This window comes from Acinetobacter sp. NIOH-H-8 (assembly GCF_046635365.1).
GTDB lineage: Bacteria > Pseudomonadota > Gammaproteobacteria > Pseudomonadales > Moraxellaceae > Acinetobacter.
The window spans coordinates 24071-40382 of the sequence record NZ_JBHDVN010000005.1 but is presented as its reverse complement, the minus strand read 5'-3'; the positions used below and the strand labels follow the sequence as shown (position 1 = coordinate 40382).

At 43.7% G+C, this 16312-nt stretch carries 20 protein-coding genes; 14 read left to right on the top strand and 6 right to left on the bottom strand.

The window, feature by feature from the left end; genetic code table 11:
• Window positions 1–277 precede the first annotated feature (277 nt).
• Window positions 278–841: a hypothetical protein gene (locus ACEWB7_RS04000; RefSeq protein ID WP_125278774.1), complete on the top strand. Its 564-nt coding sequence runs from the start codon at window positions 278–280 to the stop codon at window positions 839–841.
• A 26-nt stretch (window positions 842–867) separates the two neighbouring features.
• On the opposite strand, the gene ACEWB7_RS03995 is transcribed toward ACEWB7_RS04000, so the two are convergent.
• The 3 genes from ACEWB7_RS03995 to ACEWB7_RS03985 all read right to left on the bottom strand — a co-directional run bounded on the left by ACEWB7_RS03995 (window position 868) and on the right by ACEWB7_RS03985 (window position 2543).
• The gene (locus tag ACEWB7_RS03995) at window positions 868–1140 is read right to left on the bottom strand and encodes a hypothetical protein (RefSeq protein WP_125278773.1); all 273 of its coding nucleotides are present in this window, start codon (window positions 1138–1140) and stop codon (window positions 868–870) included.
• Window positions 1141–1178: 38 nt separating this feature from the next.
• Window positions 1179–1796, bottom strand: coding sequence for an L-threonylcarbamoyladenylate synthase (locus ACEWB7_RS03990; protein ID WP_004783309.1), 618 nt, complete (start codon window positions 1794–1796; stop codon window positions 1179–1181).
• An 84-nt stretch (window positions 1797–1880) separates the two neighbouring features.
• Complete coding sequence (locus tag ACEWB7_RS03985; protein WP_262738819.1) at window positions 1881–2543, bottom strand: elongation factor P hydroxylase; 663 nt, start codon at window positions 2541–2543, stop codon at window positions 1881–1883.
• 99 nt (window positions 2544–2642) lie between these two features.
• Here ACEWB7_RS03985 and ACEWB7_RS03980 point away from each other — a divergent pair, with 99 nt between their 5' ends.
• From ACEWB7_RS03980 to lysM, 6 genes are all read left to right on the top strand, one after another.
• On the top strand, window positions 2643–3200 hold the full coding sequence (locus ACEWB7_RS03980; RefSeq protein ID WP_004783305.1) for a YceD family protein: 558 nt from the start codon (window positions 2643–2645) through the stop codon (window positions 3198–3200).
• A gap of 77 nt (window positions 3201–3277) precedes the next feature.
• Window positions 3278–3460 carry a 50S ribosomal protein L32 gene (gene rpmF / locus ACEWB7_RS03975; protein WP_004783304.1) on the top strand — a complete coding sequence of 61 codons (183 nt, stop codon included), beginning with the start codon at window positions 3278–3280 and terminating at the stop codon, window positions 3458–3460.
• Between the two features lie 246 nt (window positions 3461–3706).
• A complete protein-coding gene (gene fabD / locus ACEWB7_RS03970) occupies window positions 3707–4693 on the top strand; it encodes an ACP S-malonyltransferase (protein ID WP_175966821.1) in 987 nt (328 codons plus the stop codon).
• Complete coding sequence (gene fabG, locus ACEWB7_RS03965; RefSeq protein ID WP_004783301.1) at window positions 4690–5424, top strand: 3-oxoacyl-ACP reductase FabG; 735 nt, start codon at window positions 4690–4692, stop codon at window positions 5422–5424. Before fabD ends, fabG begins: the two co-directional genes overlap by 4 nt.
• 86 nt (window positions 5425–5510) lie before the next feature.
• Window positions 5511–5747 (top strand): acyl carrier protein, encoded by a 237-nt coding sequence (acpP, locus tag ACEWB7_RS03960; RefSeq protein WP_004783299.1) that lies wholly within the window; start codon window positions 5511–5513, stop codon window positions 5745–5747.
• Window positions 5748–5929: 182 nt separating this feature from the next.
• Window positions 5930–6439: a peptidoglycan-binding protein LysM gene (lysM, locus tag ACEWB7_RS03955; protein ID WP_004783297.1), complete on the top strand. Its 510-nt coding sequence runs from the start codon at window positions 5930–5932 to the stop codon at window positions 6437–6439.
• 125 nt (window positions 6440–6564) lie between these two features.
• Here the strand turns inward: lysM and ACEWB7_RS03950 are convergent, their stop codons facing one another.
• Window positions 6565–7032 carry an Lrp/AsnC ligand binding domain-containing protein gene (locus tag ACEWB7_RS03950; RefSeq protein ID WP_004783295.1) on the bottom strand — a complete coding sequence of 156 codons (468 nt, stop codon included), beginning with the start codon at window positions 7030–7032 and terminating at the stop codon, window positions 6565–6567.
• A 140-nt stretch (window positions 7033–7172) separates the two neighbouring features.
• Here ACEWB7_RS03950 and ACEWB7_RS03945 point away from each other — a divergent pair, with 140 nt between their 5' ends.
• From ACEWB7_RS03945 to ACEWB7_RS03930, 4 genes are all read left to right on the top strand, one after another.
• Window positions 7173–8432 (top strand): D-amino acid dehydrogenase, encoded by a 1260-nt coding sequence (locus ACEWB7_RS03945; RefSeq protein WP_005234282.1) that lies wholly within the window; start codon window positions 7173–7175, stop codon window positions 8430–8432.
• A gap of 35 nt (window positions 8433–8467) precedes the next feature.
• The gene (gene alr, locus ACEWB7_RS03940; protein ID WP_312308147.1) at window positions 8468–9598 is read left to right on the top strand and encodes an alanine racemase; all 1131 of its coding nucleotides are present in this window, start codon (window positions 8468–8470) and stop codon (window positions 9596–9598) included.
• Between the two features lie 20 nt (window positions 9599–9618).
• Window positions 9619–9981, top strand: a complete 363-nt coding sequence (locus tag ACEWB7_RS03935) for a RidA family protein (RefSeq protein ID WP_262738816.1) — start codon at window positions 9619–9621, stop codon at window positions 9979–9981.
• Between the two features lie 152 nt (window positions 9982–10133).
• Window positions 10134–11573, top strand: coding sequence for an amino acid permease (locus ACEWB7_RS03930; protein ID WP_262738815.1), 1440 nt, complete (start codon window positions 10134–10136; stop codon window positions 11571–11573).
• A 54-nt stretch (window positions 11574–11627) separates the two neighbouring features.
• On the opposite strand, the gene ACEWB7_RS03925 is transcribed toward ACEWB7_RS03930, so the two are convergent.
• Window positions 11628–12080, bottom strand: a complete 453-nt coding sequence (locus tag ACEWB7_RS03925; protein WP_004783286.1) for a CopD family protein — start codon at window positions 12078–12080, stop codon at window positions 11628–11630.
• 23 nt (window positions 12081–12103) lie between these two features.
• On the bottom strand, window positions 12104–13333 hold the full coding sequence (locus tag ACEWB7_RS03920; RefSeq protein WP_005234293.1) for a beta-ketoacyl synthase N-terminal-like domain-containing protein: 1230 nt from the start codon (window positions 13331–13333) through the stop codon (window positions 12104–12106).
• A gap of 274 nt (window positions 13334–13607) precedes the next feature.
• Between ACEWB7_RS03920 and ACEWB7_RS03915 the strand changes: the two genes are divergently transcribed.
• From ACEWB7_RS03915 to rpsG, 3 genes are all read left to right on the top strand, one after another.
• Entirely contained in the window at window positions 13608–15110 is a 1503-nt protein-coding gene (locus ACEWB7_RS03915; protein WP_262738814.1) for an EcsC family protein, read from the top strand.
• 155 nt (window positions 15111–15265) lie between these two features.
• Entirely contained in the window at window positions 15266–15640 is a 375-nt protein-coding gene (rpsL, locus tag ACEWB7_RS03910; protein ID WP_004783283.1) for a 30S ribosomal protein S12, read from the top strand.
• A 180-nt stretch (window positions 15641–15820) separates the two neighbouring features.
• On the top strand, window positions 15821–16291 hold the full coding sequence (gene rpsG, locus ACEWB7_RS03905) for a 30S ribosomal protein S7 (protein ID WP_004783282.1): 471 nt from the start codon (window positions 15821–15823) through the stop codon (window positions 16289–16291).
• Window positions 16292–16312: the final 21 nt, after the last annotated feature.

The following is a 16312-nucleotide window of genomic DNA, read 5'->3' as shown; positions in this document are numbered from 1 at the left end:
TTATTTTTTTAATTTGGTAAAATGCACAAGTCTGATATTAAACAGCATATTAGCTAAAATTAAATACAATATAGTCTGGGTGGCTTAAGAAACTGTAACTTCATATAGAAAATTTTTAAAAGATTCTCAACACCTATTAAATAGTGACTGAGTTAAAGCTCCTCAGGAAATATGTGATAAAAATAAGAAAAAACAGTTATCTATCGCCTAAAAAATAAACTAATATAGCCAAAAAAATATTGATAAATAACAATCATAGATCAGGTTAATTATAAAAATGCCAATCATACTTGTGTTAATCGGCGTCATCGGCTTAGGGGTATTCTGGGGCTATCCTCAATATCAGCTCATGCAGCTTGAAAATGAAATGCGTACCAATCTGAAGTCTGGCGGCTTTTCCAGCTTTGTCGAGCAGGCCAAACCAGTGATGCAGGCCATGAAACTGGATTTTAGCGTACTGGACCAGTATCCTCATATTCGTTTCTATATGCGTAATACGCTTTATACGGGCAAAGATTTACCCGACGGTGTTACTGCAATGGTCAAAACTATGAGCTGTAATTCTATTGATTCTTTTAGGACTATGGAATCCACAGCCCGGACTGCGTTATTGAATGTGCTTGAAGAGGATCAAATCACTTTTCATGTTTCAGTCAAAAACAGGTTTGGTGCTGAACTTGCAACTCATCAGCAAAAACTGTCGGAATGTCCAAACTTCTTGCAGTTAAAACATTATAAAGAAGGTGATCCGTTACCCCCAATGCCAAGTTTGAATAATCAGGTTCCTTCGGTTGCACCAGCGGTCAGTACATCTACTCAGGAGCGTGCAGCGAGCTATTAAATCCTGGCATGCGTGATAAGGTTATTTTAATTCTGCTCTCGCAATACATATTCGATGATACGTTGGCAGGTAGCTGCCAGACAAACATTGCTTGTTGAATAAACTTGTAGAAGTTTTCTTGCCATCGCGATCTCAAGAAAGTATGAGTATTCAATATTGTTGATATTCAGATTTAATTCTGGCTTGGAATTTTTATCGATAGATATTGCCTTGGATTCCAGTGTCCAAGGCAATTCAGCATAGATCAGATGATCGGCAGGAAATTCATTCAGGTTCAGGAGGATATAAAACAAATCCATTTTATTTTCTTCTGAGACTTCATTAGAAGCAGCTTTATTTATTCAAAAGCACTGACATCACCAACACCACGACGAATCACTTCAGGCTGATCTCCTGATAAATCCACAATAGAAGTCGTACTTAATGTGCCTAGTCCACTGTCGATAAACACATCAATACGCTTACCAAGCTGCATTTCAATGTCATAAGGATCATCTAAAGGATCCGTCTGGTCTGGCAGGATGAGCGTTGAAGTGAGCAGCGGTTCGCCCAGCTCTTGAAGCAGCATCTGACACACAGGATTGGTAGGGATACGCAAACCAATGGTTTTTTTCTTTGGATGCATTAAACGTTTAGGCACTTCGCTGGTTGCCGGAAGAATAAACGTGGTCACAGCAGGTGTATTATTTTTCAGCAAACGATAGACGGCATTGTCGACTTTGGCATAAGTCGCAAGATCGGATAAGTCACAGCAGATAATGGCATATTGGTGCTTAGGTCCTAGACCACGAATCTGTGCGATTCGCTCCATCGCATGTTTATTCCCGATCTGGCAGCCAATCGCATAGGCTGCATCGGTCGGATAAACCACAACATCACCGGCACGAATACGTTCTACTGCCTGACTGATCAGACGAGCTTGCGGATTATCCGGGTGTACACGTAAATGCAGCATAAATATTCCTCCCAACCTGCCTTAAACTTATTATGAAATGCCTTTGTATAAAGTAACAATGACAAACAGGTAGATTTGTGTAATTTAATCAAGCATTTCACGTTGAAATTCATCAGATTGTAAACTTTTGCCCGCACGGGTGCAGACACAGATACAATCAATGAAACGTTTGGCATCACGTGGCAGTTTGGCTTCACCACTAAAATAGCGTTGTACCTGAGCATAAACATTATCTTTAAAGCTGGAGCCATCGCCACCATAGCCGGTTAAATTGTCCAGGGACACACGGAACTTACGGCCAAATGCTTTGGAAAACATCCATTCAATCGCTTGTGGCTTGATTTCGACCTGCTCAAATAATGCTTGCTGTTCCTTGGTGCGACCATCTGGCGCATACCAATAACCTAGATCTGGTAGCAGACGGCGCTTATCACCGGCAATCGTCCAGTGACTGATTTCATGCAGGGCACTATTAAAGAAGCCATGCGCAAACTGGATCCGGGCAGGGCTATCTTTTGTTGCCGGGAAATACTCCGGTTCAAACTCACCACGGACTAAAGTGACATTTAGGTGGGAAAACCAGTGATTAAAGTGTAAGATGAGCCAATCAACCTGTTCCGCTTCTGAGGATAAATTCGCCCACGGTAAGCGTTGCACTTGCTGTAGTGAGCTGTCAGAATCGGAGGTTGAAAGTGTGCTAACGAGTGATGAAACATTCACTTCTGTTTGCGGCTGCAACAGATGCATGACTGAAATTACCCAATTGGTCTGTCTAAAAATAAGTACAAAATTGTATCTTAATCTTTGACAGAGTTCTGATGAATTTGTAGAATTGCCGCCTTAATTATGTCAGCAAATACCTTTCCGGCACAGATTGAGCCGTTTAAATGGGCTGAACAGGGCTTTAAATGGTCAGGTCAACTGCCTTTATCCCGCTTTGTTCGTATTGCTCGTGAAGCTGTTGGATCAATTGATGATCAATTGATTAACATAGACTGTAAGCTATCAATGGATGCCTATCATCGCATTGCATGGTTGGATGGTCATGTTGAAACGAAAGTTCCAATGGAATGCCAGCGTTGTCTGGAGACCGTTGAAATCGAACTCGTTTCAGATTTTCATCTAGCTCTTGTGGATGATGAGTCACTGATAGAGCGCTTGGATGAGGATGCTGATTTCATCGTCTTAGGTGAAAGTGAAGCAACGACGAAAGGTTCATATGATGCACCTGCCACCGCTGACTTACTCGCACTGATAGAAGATGAATTGTTATTGTTGATGCCGCTGTCTCCTAAGCATGACGTTTGTGAGCATAAGCATCAACCTGCCGCAGAAGAAGTTGTTGAAGAAAAACGGGATAATCCGTTTGAAGTTTTGGCAGCTTTGAAGGGTAAACTTAACTAATTTTTGTGTTATACTCATGCGTATAAGACAATCGAATTTGTTCTGATCCATTTTTTCGATATTTGTAAGGAGCCATCATGGCCGTTCAGCAAAACCGTAAAAGTCGCTCTCGCCGTGACATGCGCCGTTCACATGACGCTTTAACTGAGAATGCATTAACTGTAGACCAAACTACTGGTGAAACTCATCGTCGTCACCACGTATCTAAAGATGGTATCTACCGTGGTCGTCAATTATTCGCTAAAGCATCTGCTGAATAATTGATGATGTATTAAGCGTTAAAGCTTAGTAGAAAAAATGGGAGCGTTAAGCTCCCTTTTTTTATGCCTGATTTTATACATAGGTTTTGTGGTCATCATGTGAAGTCGCGGTTTTTGTTGTATTTGGCAATTACCCAAGCCAAAATTACGTGTTAAATTGCGCTCCACAATGGGTAAGGTGATCTGATCGGCCAATTTTTAGGTCTAAGAAAAGATTCGCACCTCTTGAATGAAAGGATTTTATTTATGTCTGCTAAACAACTCGAACAAGCAGCTCAAGCAACTAAAACTGCATTTGTGTTCCCAGGTCAGGGTTCACAAAAAGTCGGCATGCTCGCTGAACTTGCAGAACAGTTTAGTGGTATCCGCGATACATTTGCTGAAGCATCTGAAGCGGTGGGTTTTGATCTGTGGCAGATTGCACAGACGGGTGAAGGTCTGGATCAAACCGAATTTACTCAACCGGTACTATTAACAGCATCCATTGCTTTATGGCGTGTATGGTTAGAGTTGGGTGGGGTAGCACCAAAATATATGGCGGGCCATTCACTCGGTGAATATAGCGCGTTAGTTGCAGCGGGTGCTTTAAGTCTGGGTGATGCAGTCAAGCTGGTGAACCTGCGTGGTAAGTTGATGCAAACTGCTGTACCTCAAGGCGTAGGTGCAATGGCGGCGATTCTGGGTCTGGATGATGCCAAAGTGATCGAGCTTTGTGCACAAGCAACAGCAGCAGGCGAAGGTTCAGTTGAAGCAGCCAACTATAATGCTCAGGGGCAAGTCGTAGTTGCCGGTAATAAAGAACGTGTAGAAGCCGTGATGGCACTGGCGAAAGAAAATGGCGGTAAAGCGATTGCACTGCCAGTTTCAGTTCCTTCACATTGTTCACTGATGAAACCTGCCGCTGAGCAGTTCGCAACAGCTTTGGAACAAACTGCCATTGAGATGCCACGCATACCTGTATTACAAAATGTAGGCGCAAAAGCAGCTGCGGACGTGACTGAACTTCGTCAGGCTTTGACTGAGCAGCTGTATGAGTCAGTACAATGGACTAAAACACTACAATTCCTTCAAGATGAAGGCGTTGAGTACATTGTAGAATGTGGCCCAGGTAATGTACTGGCCAATATGGCAAAACGTTTACCGAATATCGAAAAAGCACTTCCATTAGATACTCAATCTCGTCTGGAAGATGCGCTTAACACCGTATTGGTGGCAGAAGGGAAAATTGCATGACACAGGAACGTAAAGTTGCCTTGGTGACAGGTGCAAGCCGCGGCATTGGTGCTGCAATTGCACAACAATTAATTCAAGACGGTTATTTTGTCGTAGGTACTGCGACTTCTGAAGCGGGTGCAGAGAAACTTAACGCACAATTTGCTGAAAATGGTGCCGGTAAAGTTCTAGATGTACGTGATGGTGCTGCGATTGATGCACTGGTCAGCGATATTGAGCAAAACTATGGTCCTGTGCTGGTACTGGTGAATAATGCCGGTATTACCAAAGACAACCTGTTATTACGCATGTCGGAAGACGACTGGGATGATATTTTAAACATCCATCTGAAAGCCGTTTATCGTTTATCTAAACGTGTGCTGAAAGGTATGACTAAGGCACGTTTCGGCCGTATCATTAATATCAGTTCTGTGGTGGCGCATTTTGCTAACCCAGGTCAGGCGAACTATTCAGCTGCCAAAGCAGGTATTGAGGCGTTTGGTCGCAGTCTGGCTAAAGAAATGGGTAGTCGTCAGATTACAGTCAATGCTGTTGCACCTGGCTTTATCGCAACTGAAATGACTGAACAGTTAAGTGAAGAAATTCGCAAAAAAATGAGTGATCAAGTGGCTTTAAACCGTTTAGGTGATCCACAAGATATCGCTAATGCCGTAAGTTTCCTGGCATCGGACAAAGCCAGTTACATTACAGGTACAGTCATTCACGTTAATGGTGGTTTATACATGAGCTAAACGGCACATGTATTAACTTTCCAAATTTTATAGATTCAATTAAACTAACGGCATTAAAAACGCCACAAGCAATGAGGAGAATTCCTGTGAGCGATATCGAACAACGCGTTAAACAAGCGGTTGCAGAACAACTTGGTATCAAAGTCGAAGAGATTAAAAACGAAGCATCTTTCATGGATGACTTAGGTGCTGACTCTCTAGACCTAGTTGAACTTGTTATGTCTTTCGAAAATGACTTCGACATCACTATTCCTGATGAAGATTCTAACGAAATCACAACTGTTCAATCTGCTATTGACTATGTTACTAAAAAACTTGGTTAATGCTGATTTTCAGCTTTGCTGAACCTAAAAACCACCGCAAGGTGGTTTTTTTGTGCCTGTAGAATAGATATAGGGTGATCTTACAATCGATAACCTTTTGCTTACCAATGACTAACTTTGTATCTGCTGCTTTCCTTGTACAAATAAGAATGATCTGATGAATAACAAGAATGGAGTCCACTATGGGTCTTTTTGATTTTGTAAAAGGCATTGGTAAAAAGAACACTGCAGCTGCGGAGCCACAACAAACACCGGCAGCAACTCAACAGGCACCTGCCGCTGCACCTAAAGCAGCATCGGCTGAACCTTCTGCACAGGAAATAGCGAACAAATTATTAGGCCATGTTAAAAGCCTAGGACTGCCAATTACAGGATTGTCGATCAGCTATAACTCAACCTCAGATCTGGCAACCGTACGCGGACAGGTACAAAGTCAGGCGGATCGTGAAAAGATTATTTTAGCAGTAGGAAATGTTGATCATGTCGCTAAAGTGGATGACCAGCTGACTGTGGCGAATCCGGAACCTGAAAGCAAGTTCTATACGGTTAAATCAGGTGATACCTTATCTAAAATTTCGAAAGAATTTTATGGTGATGCCAACCAGTACAACAAGATTTTCGAGGCAAATCGCCCTTTACTGAAAAATGCGGATGATATTTTCCCGGGTCAGGTACTACGTATTCCTGCCTAGTTTTAGATAATCATCAATATAAATTAATAAAATTTTATTTTAAACTTATCTAATTCAGATAAACGGTTCACAACAAAGCCCCTTATGGGGTTTTGTTGTATCTACCACTTGAACCCTTGTCAGAATTAGATTCCTACATCCAGATATGAACTTTCCTTTACTTCTTCCATAACCACATAACTATGTGAGGAAGCAGAAGAGGGGAGCTTTTTTAATAAATCCCCAAGCAGACGCCGGTAAGCACTCATTTCCTTTAGGCGTGCTTTCACCAGATAATCAAAATCTCCCGAGATCAGATGACATTCCAGTACTTCAGGAATTTCACTTAAGTCACGCGCGACCTGTTCAAATACATCGCCCGATTTGGCAGAAAGTTTGATTTCCAGAAACACCAGCAGGTTCTTTTCCAGCTTTTCCGGATTGAGTCGGGCATGGTAACCCATGATGATTCCATCGCGTTCCAGTCGCTTGACCCGCTCGGAACAGGGTGTGGTAGATAGGTTGACCCGGGAAGCGAGTTCACTGATTGCAATGCGTCCATCGCGCTGCAGGATATCTAAAATCATGCGATCAATGCGGTCTAATTTACGCATCTATTATTCCCTTAATTTTTAAAAATGACGCGAAAAATCTAGTGAATTTGCTGAATATATCAGTTTAAAACAGTGAAATTCACTATTGATCCAAAAATATACTGGTGAAATAAACTATAAATGTCATTGAGGGTAATGTCATGCGCGTAATTGTATTAGGTGGTGGTGTCATTGGTGTAACAAGTGCCTACTATCTTGCGCAGCAGGGAGCAGAAGTGACTGTCCTTGACCGTCAGGCAGGTCCGGCTGAAGAAACCAGTTTTGGTAATGCAGGCCAGATTTCTCCTGGTTATTCGACACCGTGGGCAGCACCTGGCATTCCATTTAAAGCAGTGAAGTGGATGTTTCAGCATCATGCACCATTGGCGATTAATGTCGATGGTAGTCTGTGGCAGTTACAGTGGATGGCTCAGATGCTGAAAAACTGTAATGCTCAGCATTATGCAGTGAATAAAGAACGTATGGTGCGGGTCGCTGAATATAGCCGTGACTGTTTACGTAATCTACGTCGTGATATCGGCATCTCTTATGAAAACCGTTCTAAAGGAACGTTGCAGATTTTCCGTAAGGAAGCACAGCTCGATGCAGTGCAACGTGATATCGAAGTGCTGAAAGAAACCGGCGTGGATTTTGAGTTGCTGGATCGTGAGCAGCTAGCCAAAGTTGAACCGGCACTGGCAGAAGCTAAAGATAAACTGGTGGGTGGTTTGCATCTGCCAAATGATGAAACCGGTGATTGCTACCTGTTCACCAATGCACTGGCCAATTACGCCAAAGGCATGGGCGTACAATTCAAGTTTAACCAGCATGTTGAAAAACTGCTATTTGAAGGCGACCAGATTAAAGGTGTACTGGTCAATGGTCAGGTGTTGACCGCAGATAGATATGTGCTGGCTTTCGGCAGCTATTCCCGTGATTTTCTGAAGCCGTTACACCTGGATCTGCCGGTGTATCCAGTCAAAGGTTATTCATTGACCATTCCAATTGTGGATCAGACTCATGCACCACAATCGACTGTGCTGGATGAAACTTACAAGATTGCATTGACTCGTTTTGATCAGCGTATCCGTGTCGGTGGTATGGCAGAGCTAACAGGCTTTAATTTGGGCCTGAATGAGGATCGCCGTGCAACCTTGGAAATGGTCACTCGTGACCTGTTCCCGGGTGGTGACATGGCGCAGGCCAGTTTCTGGACCGGCTTACGTCCAATGACTCCAGATAGCACACCAATTATTGGACCGACACGCTTTAACAATCTGTTCCTGAATACCGGACACGGTACGCTCGGCTGGACCATGGCATGTGGCTCAGGAAAGCTGATCAGTGATTTGGTGCTGGGTCAAGCACCTGAAATTAGTACTGAAGGCTTGTCGCTGAATCGTTATCAGCAGGTTGCTTAAGCTTTTAAGGATTATCAGTTTCAGGGAAGAAATTTATGCCACGTCCAATACACGCGGTTATTCATCAACAAGCATTGCAACATAACCTGCAAGTTGCACGTTCCTGCGCACCTCAAAGTCAGGTCTTTGCAGTGGTTAAAGCTGATGCCTATGGGCACGGCATAGAGCGGGTTTATGCCGCATTAAAAAGTGCCGATGGTTTTGCCTTTCTGGATCTTACTGAAGGAAAGCGTTTGCGTGCCTTGGGCTGTGACAAGCCCTTATTGTTGCTGGAAGGCATTTTTGGCCTTGAAGATTTGTTCGACTGCGCCAAGTATGAGATGGGTTTTGCAATTCATGCCCAGCATCAACTGGAATGGTTAAAAACCTTTGTCCAATTACAGCCAGACGTACAGTTTGATGTCTTTTTAAAAATGAATAGCGGAATGAACCGGCTCGGTTTTTTACCTGAGCAGTATTCTTCCGCTTTTCAGGAATTAAAAAATATTCAGCAAGTACGCTCTATCAGTCATATGACACATTTTTCCGATGCGGATGGCATGCGACTTGGACAGGAAGGTATTGAACATCAACAACTGGTCTTTATCGAAACCATTCAAAATCTGCCGGGCAAAACCTCACTCAGTAATAGTGCTGCCATTCTGCGTCATCATCAGCATATACAGTCAGACATTGTACGTAGCGGCATCATGCTTTACGGCAGTTCACCTGACTATCCCACCCATACGATTGATCACTGGAACTTAAAGCCGACCATGAGTCTGCGTAGCGAACTGATCGCAATTCAGCAGGTTCGGGCAGGAGATAGCATCGGTTATGGCTCTACTTTTATAGTTGGGCAGGATATGCAGATTGGAATTGTGGCCTGTGGTTATGCGGATGGTTATCAGCGAATCACACAAACTGGAACACCAGTTTTGGTAGATGGGATTCGAACCCAAACGATCGGTCGCGTTAGTATGGATATGCTGGCAGTTGATCTGGATTCTGTCCCGGATGCACAGATTGGTAGCGAAGTTGTGCTGTGGGGACAATCCATTCACGGCACAGTATTACCGATTGATGAAGTAGCCGCGGGTTCGGGTACGGTTGGCTATGAGCTGATGTGTGCCATAACCCAACGTGTGCCCGTGCAGATTGAAAGTTTAAGATTAAACAAATATTAGAAATAAGAGAGGATAAAATTATGACGGAACATATAGATATTCAGCGTTTGAACAGCAATCGGGTGATGAGTGCTGTCACCATTCACAATCAAACCGTGTATTTATCAGGGCAGGTGCCGGACAGCACCAGTCTGGATATTCGTGGTCAAACGCTTGAAGTGCTTATGAAGATTGATCAACTCCTTAAACTGGCAGGTACAGACAAAAGCCGTCTGTTATCTGCACAGCTCTTTGTTAAAAACCTGGAAGACTTTCAAACCGTCAATGCGCTCTGGATTGAATGGCTCGAGGGATGTGGTACACCAGCACGCGCAACCATTCAGGCGGATTTGGTGAATCCCGCCTGGTTAATTGAAATTGCAGTGATTGCAGCGCTCCCTTAAGTTGTTTCAGATTTTTATATCTCCCAACTTGATTTTGTAAGCACATCTGGCCTGATCATTTAATTCATTAAATGAAACTGCATCTGTAATCAGGATTTCAGGAAGAAATCCGATCAGATGAGCGAGGGCCTGATGTGAAAAAGGAACCGAATATGAATACAGCCTCTTCTAAAGATGATGCATCATCATCTCCCCATGAATTACAGCGAAAGCTCTCTAACCGCCATTTGCAGTTAATTGCCATTGGTGGTGCCATTGGCACAGGCCTGTTTATGGGTTCTGGTAAAACGATTGCACTGGCAGGGCCTTCAATCTTGTTTATCTACATGATTATTGGAGCCATGTTCTTTTTCCTGATGCGTGCATTAGGGGAAATCCTGTTATCTAATCTGCACTATAAATCCTTCATTGATATGGCGCATGACCTGATTGGTCCGGGGGCTGGCTATTATATTGGCTGGTCTTACTGGCTGGGCTGGATTCTGGTCGGCATTGCTGACTTAGCGGCAATTATCAATTATCTGAATTTCTGGCTGCCGCCCGACATGACCTTTACACCCATGGGGCAGGCCATGATCAGTGCTGGCTGTGTATTGCTGGTACTGGGAATTAACCTGCTGACCGTGAAGCTGTTTGGTGAAATCGAGTTTTGGTTCGCCCTGATTAAAATTCTGGCGATTCTGGGCCTGATTGTGATTGGCGGATATATGATCTTCAGCGACTTCCAGGCACAAAGTGGATCGGCTGCCAGCCTGACCAATGTCTGGGCCTATGATGGTATGTTCCCTAAGGGCACAATGGGCTTTCTGGCTGGTTTTCAGATTGCGATGTTTGCTTTTGTGGGGGTAGAGCTGCTGGGTACGATGGCGGCTGAAACCAAGGATCCGGAAAAGAACTTGCCTAAAGCAGTGAATGCGATTCCTACACGGATCATCTTGTTCTATGTATTGTCTCTGCTGGTGATTATGTCTGTAACGCCGTGGGTAGAAATTCCTGCTGATCAAAGTCCTTTTGTGACTCTTTTCTTGCATGCGGGTATTCCCGTATCAGCCATTATCATGAATCTGGTGGTGCTGTCTTCTGTAATGTCTTCCATGAACAGTGGCGTGTTCTCTACCAGCCGGATGCTGTTTGGTCTGGCACGTGATGGTCAGGCACCCCAGGCTTTGGCTGAGCTTTCAAGTCGTGCAGTTCCGGCTAAAGGTCTGTTATTTTCTTGTGCCTTTATTATGGCGGGTGCAGCTTTCCAGTATTTTGTGCCGAACACGATGGAAGCCTTTACGCTGGCCAGCTCACTCTGTGTGATTCTATTTATCAGTATCTGGGGGCTGATTATGGTGTGTTATATCCGTTACCGTAAACAGCAACCTGAAAAACATGCCACTTCGACCTTCAAGATGCCGGGCGGAATCTGGATGTCCTATCTGGTGTTGATCTTCTTGTTCTTTGCCTTAGTTATTTTAAGTCTGGAAGCAGATACCATGAAGGCACTGATGATTAGTCCGCTGTGGTTGGTGATTCTGTTTACTACCTATCATACTTTGTATAAACCACGTCTTCGTAAACGTCAGCAAATTCTCTCCGGAGAATAAAGTGCAGACATAAAAAATCCCCGATCAATCGGGGATTTTTTATTTTAGGGAATTTTAGAAAGTAGGTTTTACCACCACTAAAATCACCACAGCAAATAAAATCAGCGTTGGCATTTCATTAAAGAAGCGCCAGAACTTGTGTGACTTGTAATGGGCATTTTCCATCAGTTTCTTACGATAATAACCACATACCAAATGGTAAATGACTAGCAAGCCAACCAAGCCGACTTTCAGATAGAACCATAAGGCTTCATGGTAATGACGCGTTGCATCACCCCAATCGACTAGAAAGTGTGCTGTGATCAGCGTGGCGACCATAGCTGGCCACATAATCCCGCGATACAGCTTGCGTTCCATAATTTCAAAGCGTTGATGACTTACGACATCTTCACTCATGGCATGGTAGACATAAAGCCGTGGCAGATAGAACAAAGCAGCGAACCAGCAAACCACAGCAATAATATGTAATGCTTTTACCCACAAGAAAGCATCAGAAGGAGCATCCATCAAGTCACCCTAAAATGGGCGGCTTAGCCTTCCCATTTTTTGAAAACGAGACAAGCATTTACGCCGCCGAAACCGAAACTGTTACTCATCACAGTATTCAATTTTGCGTCACGTTTTTCAAGTACGATATCAAATGGTTTTGCGCCTTCATCCAGTTCAGTCACATTGATGTTTGGTGCAATAAAGTCATTTTGCATCATCAGGATAGAGTAGATCGCTTCCTGTACACCTGCAGCACCCAGGCTGTGACCTGTCATAGATTTAGTCGAGCTGAGTGGAGGAACCTGACCTTCACCGAAGGCACGTGCCATAGCTTTAAGTTCAGTAACATCACCTGCTGGGGTAGAAGTACCATGTGTATTCACATAGTCAATTTTATCTACACCATGCTGTTTGGCTTCTTCTAGAGCCATCAGGATACAACGTGTTGCACCTTCGCCAGATGGAGCAACCATGTCAGCACCATCAGAGTTAGCTGCATAAGCTACAACCTCAGCCAGAATATTCGCGCCACGTGCCTGAGCATGTTCCAGTGACTCAAGCACCACGAAACCGCCACCGCCAGCAATCACGAAACCGTCACGGTCTGCTGAATATGGACGAGAAGCTGTTTCAGGTGTGTCGTTGTATTTAGAGCACAGTGCACCCATCGCATCAAATAGCAGGCTTTGAGACCAGTGATCTTCTTCACCACCACCGGCAAGCATTAAATCCTGTTTACCCAGTTGGATCAGGTTATAAGCATAACCAATTGCATCGGCAGAAGTTGCACAAGCGCTAGTAATCGAGTGGGCAATCCCTTGTAATTTGAATGCCACACCGACGTTTGCTGTAATGGTATTCGACATGTTACGTGGTACGAAGAATGGACCAACTTTGCGTGCGCCTTTTTCTTCCAGCAATTTTGTCATTTCTACTACAGAAGCTGTCGAGTTGCCACCTGAACCACCCGCAATACCATAACGTGGATTATTCGCCAGATCTTCCTGTTTTAAGCCAGCGTGTTCAACAGCAGCCACAGCAGCATTGTAGGCATACATTGCACACACGCCCATAAAGCGTTTCAGCTTACGGTCAATGCCATCAAAATCCTGTTCAGCAGCAGCGCTAACATGGCTCTTGAAATTCAGTTCAGCATAAGTCGGATTAAAACGTGTTCCTGAAATCCCGTTTTGTAAAGAGTGATTCACATCCTCTAATGTATTACCAATGCACGAGTTAATACCCATACCAGTGATGACAACACGTTTCATCTACAGATCCTTATAGTTTATCTCTGGGGCAGCGGGAGATATTTGGCGTTGATAAGACAGCAAAATATAGCGCTGACCCCTATTTCACAATGCAGAACATCATAGCAGAAAGATTTTTGAAATCTTATGGCAAATGTTATGCCGTGTGACAGTAGGTTGAGTTTATAAAGTACTGTGTAGAGCTTTTACTAAATGAAACAGAATAAGGTTGAGATAAATGCTGACTACACCTAGTATTTATACCAAATACAAGCACGTGCATGCTGAGGTAAAAATGGTAAATGCTAATAATAAACAATCTAATGGTCTGATTTCGAATGCCTTTGGAGTGGCGAAAAAGTTCAGTTCAACAGGTTTGGAACTGTTAAATCATGTTGCACCAGATTCTGTGACTAAAACCTTCAATACCGATCATGCTGTTGATGGCTCGGCAAAAGTCAAAAGCCCTTTTGCTTCAAAAAAATATGAAAATCCTAAAGACATGCTACGCGAACATCTTCCCAATGTTTCCCGTCAGCTGCTGGGCCGTCGTTTTAATACCGTGAATAATGTCGCGCATTTTGTTTCTCCCCAGCTGGCCGACAAAGTATCTGACTACTTTTATAATCACCTGAATCAATTCAGTAACCAGATGAGTTCGGTTGATGCCATTCTGAATGAAGCAGGGGCGAAGGATCTAGAAGAATTAACTCAGGATACTACGCGTTCACAACGCATTTCTCAGGCGTTTGCCGAACAAAATAAATGGATGGCGACAGTACAAGGTGCTGTAAGTGGCGTCACTGGGGTATTGGGAACTGCGATTGATATTCCAGCTTCTTTATTGATGGCACTGCGTACCATCTATCAAGTAGGACGTTCTTATGGTTTTGATCTGAGCAAGGAAGATGATCAGGAAATCGTACAGCATATCTTTAGACAAATTGATCTCAGTCTGATTGCAGAAAAACAAGCACTCTTAATGGGGCTTAAAGCGCTGAGCAGTACCTTAAAGACACATGACCTGTCCCAGCTACAGACCATGCTCGGGTCAAGCAATGATATAGAAACACTGAAAAAATGGCTCAGTAATCAGGATGGCAGCATGAAGTGGGAATGGATGAACCATTTTCCGAAACTGTCTTTATTAGAGCAGCTAACCAAACTGACTCCATTGGCAAGTGCAGGGATTGGCGCAGTCTATAGTCATCGCTTTGTGAATGATGTGAACCAGAAAGCTCAAGAAGTATTCTCGCATGCCCGTCAGTATCTACAGCAGCATCAGGATCTAGGTTTGTCGCCATATGCTGCCTATGAAAAAGCCGTTGACCTGCTCCAGCAGGCAGCCCCTAAGCTGATGGAAAATCTTGACCATTTGGCAGCGGATAAAGATAAGCCAATTCTGGATAAAGAAATCCCAATTGAAGGCAATCAAACCATCAAGCAGGTCAAACTGGTTAAGAAGGATCAGGAAAGTTTAAGCCCGGAAGAAGCTGAAGTGAAAAAAGATGAAAAAGTCAGTGAAGGCCTGGATGAATTGACCGATAAACTGGTTGAACATGCCGACGCTAAACAGGAACAAAAACCGGCTATTCCAAAAGATTCTTTTGATGCAGATGCAGCCCTAGAAGAAGAGCTCGGCTTGCAGGAAAATGACACAGAAATGTTACAGGCAGCCGCTGAAGAAGAGACGGATACAAACAATCCAGAAAACTCAGAGACTGCAGACAAACAAACGCAAGCTGAGGAAACTACGGAAGATGTTACAAAAAATGCTGCCACAAAATCGAAAAAATAGGTGATTTTCACCATAAAATAAACGCTTAAAGTCGAGATGCGATCGTGTTTTGCCTGACTCCGACATATTGACCGATTTTGCATCTTGACATACAATTGCATGCCCTCAAAAAGTAGTATTTTTTTGGGGCTTTTTATTAACGGGAGAATTGCCACATGGCAACAACAAATCAGTTGATCCGTAAGGGTCGTACGACTTTAGTTGAAAAATCTAAAGTTCCTGCGTTGAAGGCTTGTCCACAGCGCCGTGGTGTTTGTACACGTGTTTACACAACTACACCTAAAAAACCTAACTCAGCAATGCGTAAAGTTTGCCGTGTTCGCTTAACTTCAGGTTTCGAAGTTTCTAGCTACATCGGTGGTGAAGGCCATAACCTGCAAGAGCACAGTGTTGTTCTTATCCGTGGTGGTCGTGTTAAAGACTTACCAGGTGTACGTTACCATACCGTTCGTGGTTCTTTAGACTGTGCTGGTGTTAAAGATCGTAACCAAGCTCGTTCTAAATACGGTACTAAACGTCCTAAGAAATAATCTTTCGAGATTAAGCTCTTAGTTCGCTAGAACTGCAATCCTTTATCGTCTCGCTTGTCTGATTTCTGCATTTAATTTTGTGAAAATTCAAGCGACGTGTAGTAAGGCCAGCGAATGCACACGACACTTTGTGCTACTGCTGGATTAACCTGAAGTGTCATATTTATAGGTAGTTTTAAAATGCCAAGACGTCGCGTAGTCGCTGCTCGTGAAATCCTTCCGGATCCTAAGTTCAGCAGCCAAACAATCGCTAAATTCATGAACCACGTAATGCAAGATGGTAAAAAATCTATTGCTGAAAGTATCGTTTACGGTGCTTTAGACCGCGTTCAAGAAAAATCTAAAGTAGACCCAGTTGAATTTTTCGAGACTACTCTTGAAAAAGTTCGTCCTATGGTCGAAGTAAAAGCACGCCGTGTTGGTGGTGCTACATACCAGGTACCTATGGAAGTGCGCCCATCCCGTCGTACTGCCTTGGCTATGCGTTGGTTAGTAGATGCTGCTGCTAAGCGTTCTGAAAAAACTATGGCTTTACGTCTTGCTGGCGAGTTGCTTGATGCAGCTGAAGGTAAAGGCGCAGCGGTTAAAAAACGTGAAGATGTGCACCGTATGGCTGAAGCCAACAAAGCCTTCTCTCACTATCGCTTCTAAGCGGTTAAAACAGCCCCTATT

Bases quoted from the DNA above. Each gene is read 5' to 3' on its own strand.
- ACEWB7_RS03985 (WP_262738819.1), bottom strand. From the start codon at position 2,543: ATGCATCTGTTGCAGCCGCAAACAGAAGTGAATGTTTCATCACTCGTT.
- ACEWB7_RS03990 (WP_004783309.1), bottom strand. From the start codon at position 1,796: ATGCTGCATTTACGTGTACACCCGGATAATCCGCAAGCTCGTCTGATC.
- ACEWB7_RS03915 (WP_262738814.1), top strand. From the start codon at position 13,608: ATGGTAAATGCTAATAATAAACAATCTAATGGTCTGATTTCGAATGCC.
- ACEWB7_RS03995 (WP_125278773.1), bottom strand. From the start codon at position 1,140: ATGGATTTGTTTTATATCCTCCTGAACCTGAATGAATTTCCTGCCGAT.
- fabD (WP_175966821.1), top strand. From the start codon at position 3,707: ATGTCTGCTAAACAACTCGAACAAGCAGCTCAAGCAACTAAAACTGCA.
- ACEWB7_RS03980 (WP_004783305.1), top strand. From the start codon at position 2,643: ATGTCAGCAAATACCTTTCCGGCACAGATTGAGCCGTTTAAATGGGCT.
- ACEWB7_RS03950 (WP_004783295.1), bottom strand. From the start codon at position 7,032: ATGCGTAAATTAGACCGCATTGATCGCATGATTTTAGATATCCTGCAG.
- rpsG (WP_004783282.1), top strand. From the start codon at position 15,821: ATGCCAAGACGTCGCGTAGTCGCTGCTCGTGAAATCCTTCCGGATCCT.
- alr (WP_312308147.1), top strand. From the start codon at position 8,468: ATGCCACGTCCAATACACGCGGTTATTCATCAACAAGCATTGCAACAT.
- ACEWB7_RS03925 (WP_004783286.1), bottom strand. From the start codon at position 12,080: ATGGATGCTCCTTCTGATGCTTTCTTGTGGGTAAAAGCATTACATATT.
- rpsL (WP_004783283.1), top strand. From the start codon at position 15,266: ATGGCAACAACAAATCAGTTGATCCGTAAGGGTCGTACGACTTTAGTT.
- ACEWB7_RS03935 (WP_262738816.1), top strand. From the start codon at position 9,619: ATGACGGAACATATAGATATTCAGCGTTTGAACAGCAATCGGGTGATG.
- ACEWB7_RS04000 (WP_125278774.1), top strand. From the start codon at position 278: ATGCCAATCATACTTGTGTTAATCGGCGTCATCGGCTTAGGGGTATTC.
- ACEWB7_RS03920 (WP_005234293.1), bottom strand. From the start codon at position 13,333: ATGAAACGTGTTGTCATCACTGGTATGGGTATTAACTCGTGCATTGGT.
- ACEWB7_RS03945 (WP_005234282.1), top strand. From the start codon at position 7,173: ATGCGCGTAATTGTATTAGGTGGTGGTGTCATTGGTGTAACAAGTGCC.
- rpmF (WP_004783304.1), top strand. From the start codon at position 3,278: ATGGCCGTTCAGCAAAACCGTAAAAGTCGCTCTCGCCGTGACATGCGC.
- ACEWB7_RS03930 (WP_262738815.1), top strand. From the start codon at position 10,134: ATGAATACAGCCTCTTCTAAAGATGATGCATCATCATCTCCCCATGAA.
- lysM (WP_004783297.1), top strand. From the start codon at position 5,930: ATGGGTCTTTTTGATTTTGTAAAAGGCATTGGTAAAAAGAACACTGCA.
- fabG (WP_004783301.1), top strand. From the start codon at position 4,690: ATGACACAGGAACGTAAAGTTGCCTTGGTGACAGGTGCAAGCCGCGGC.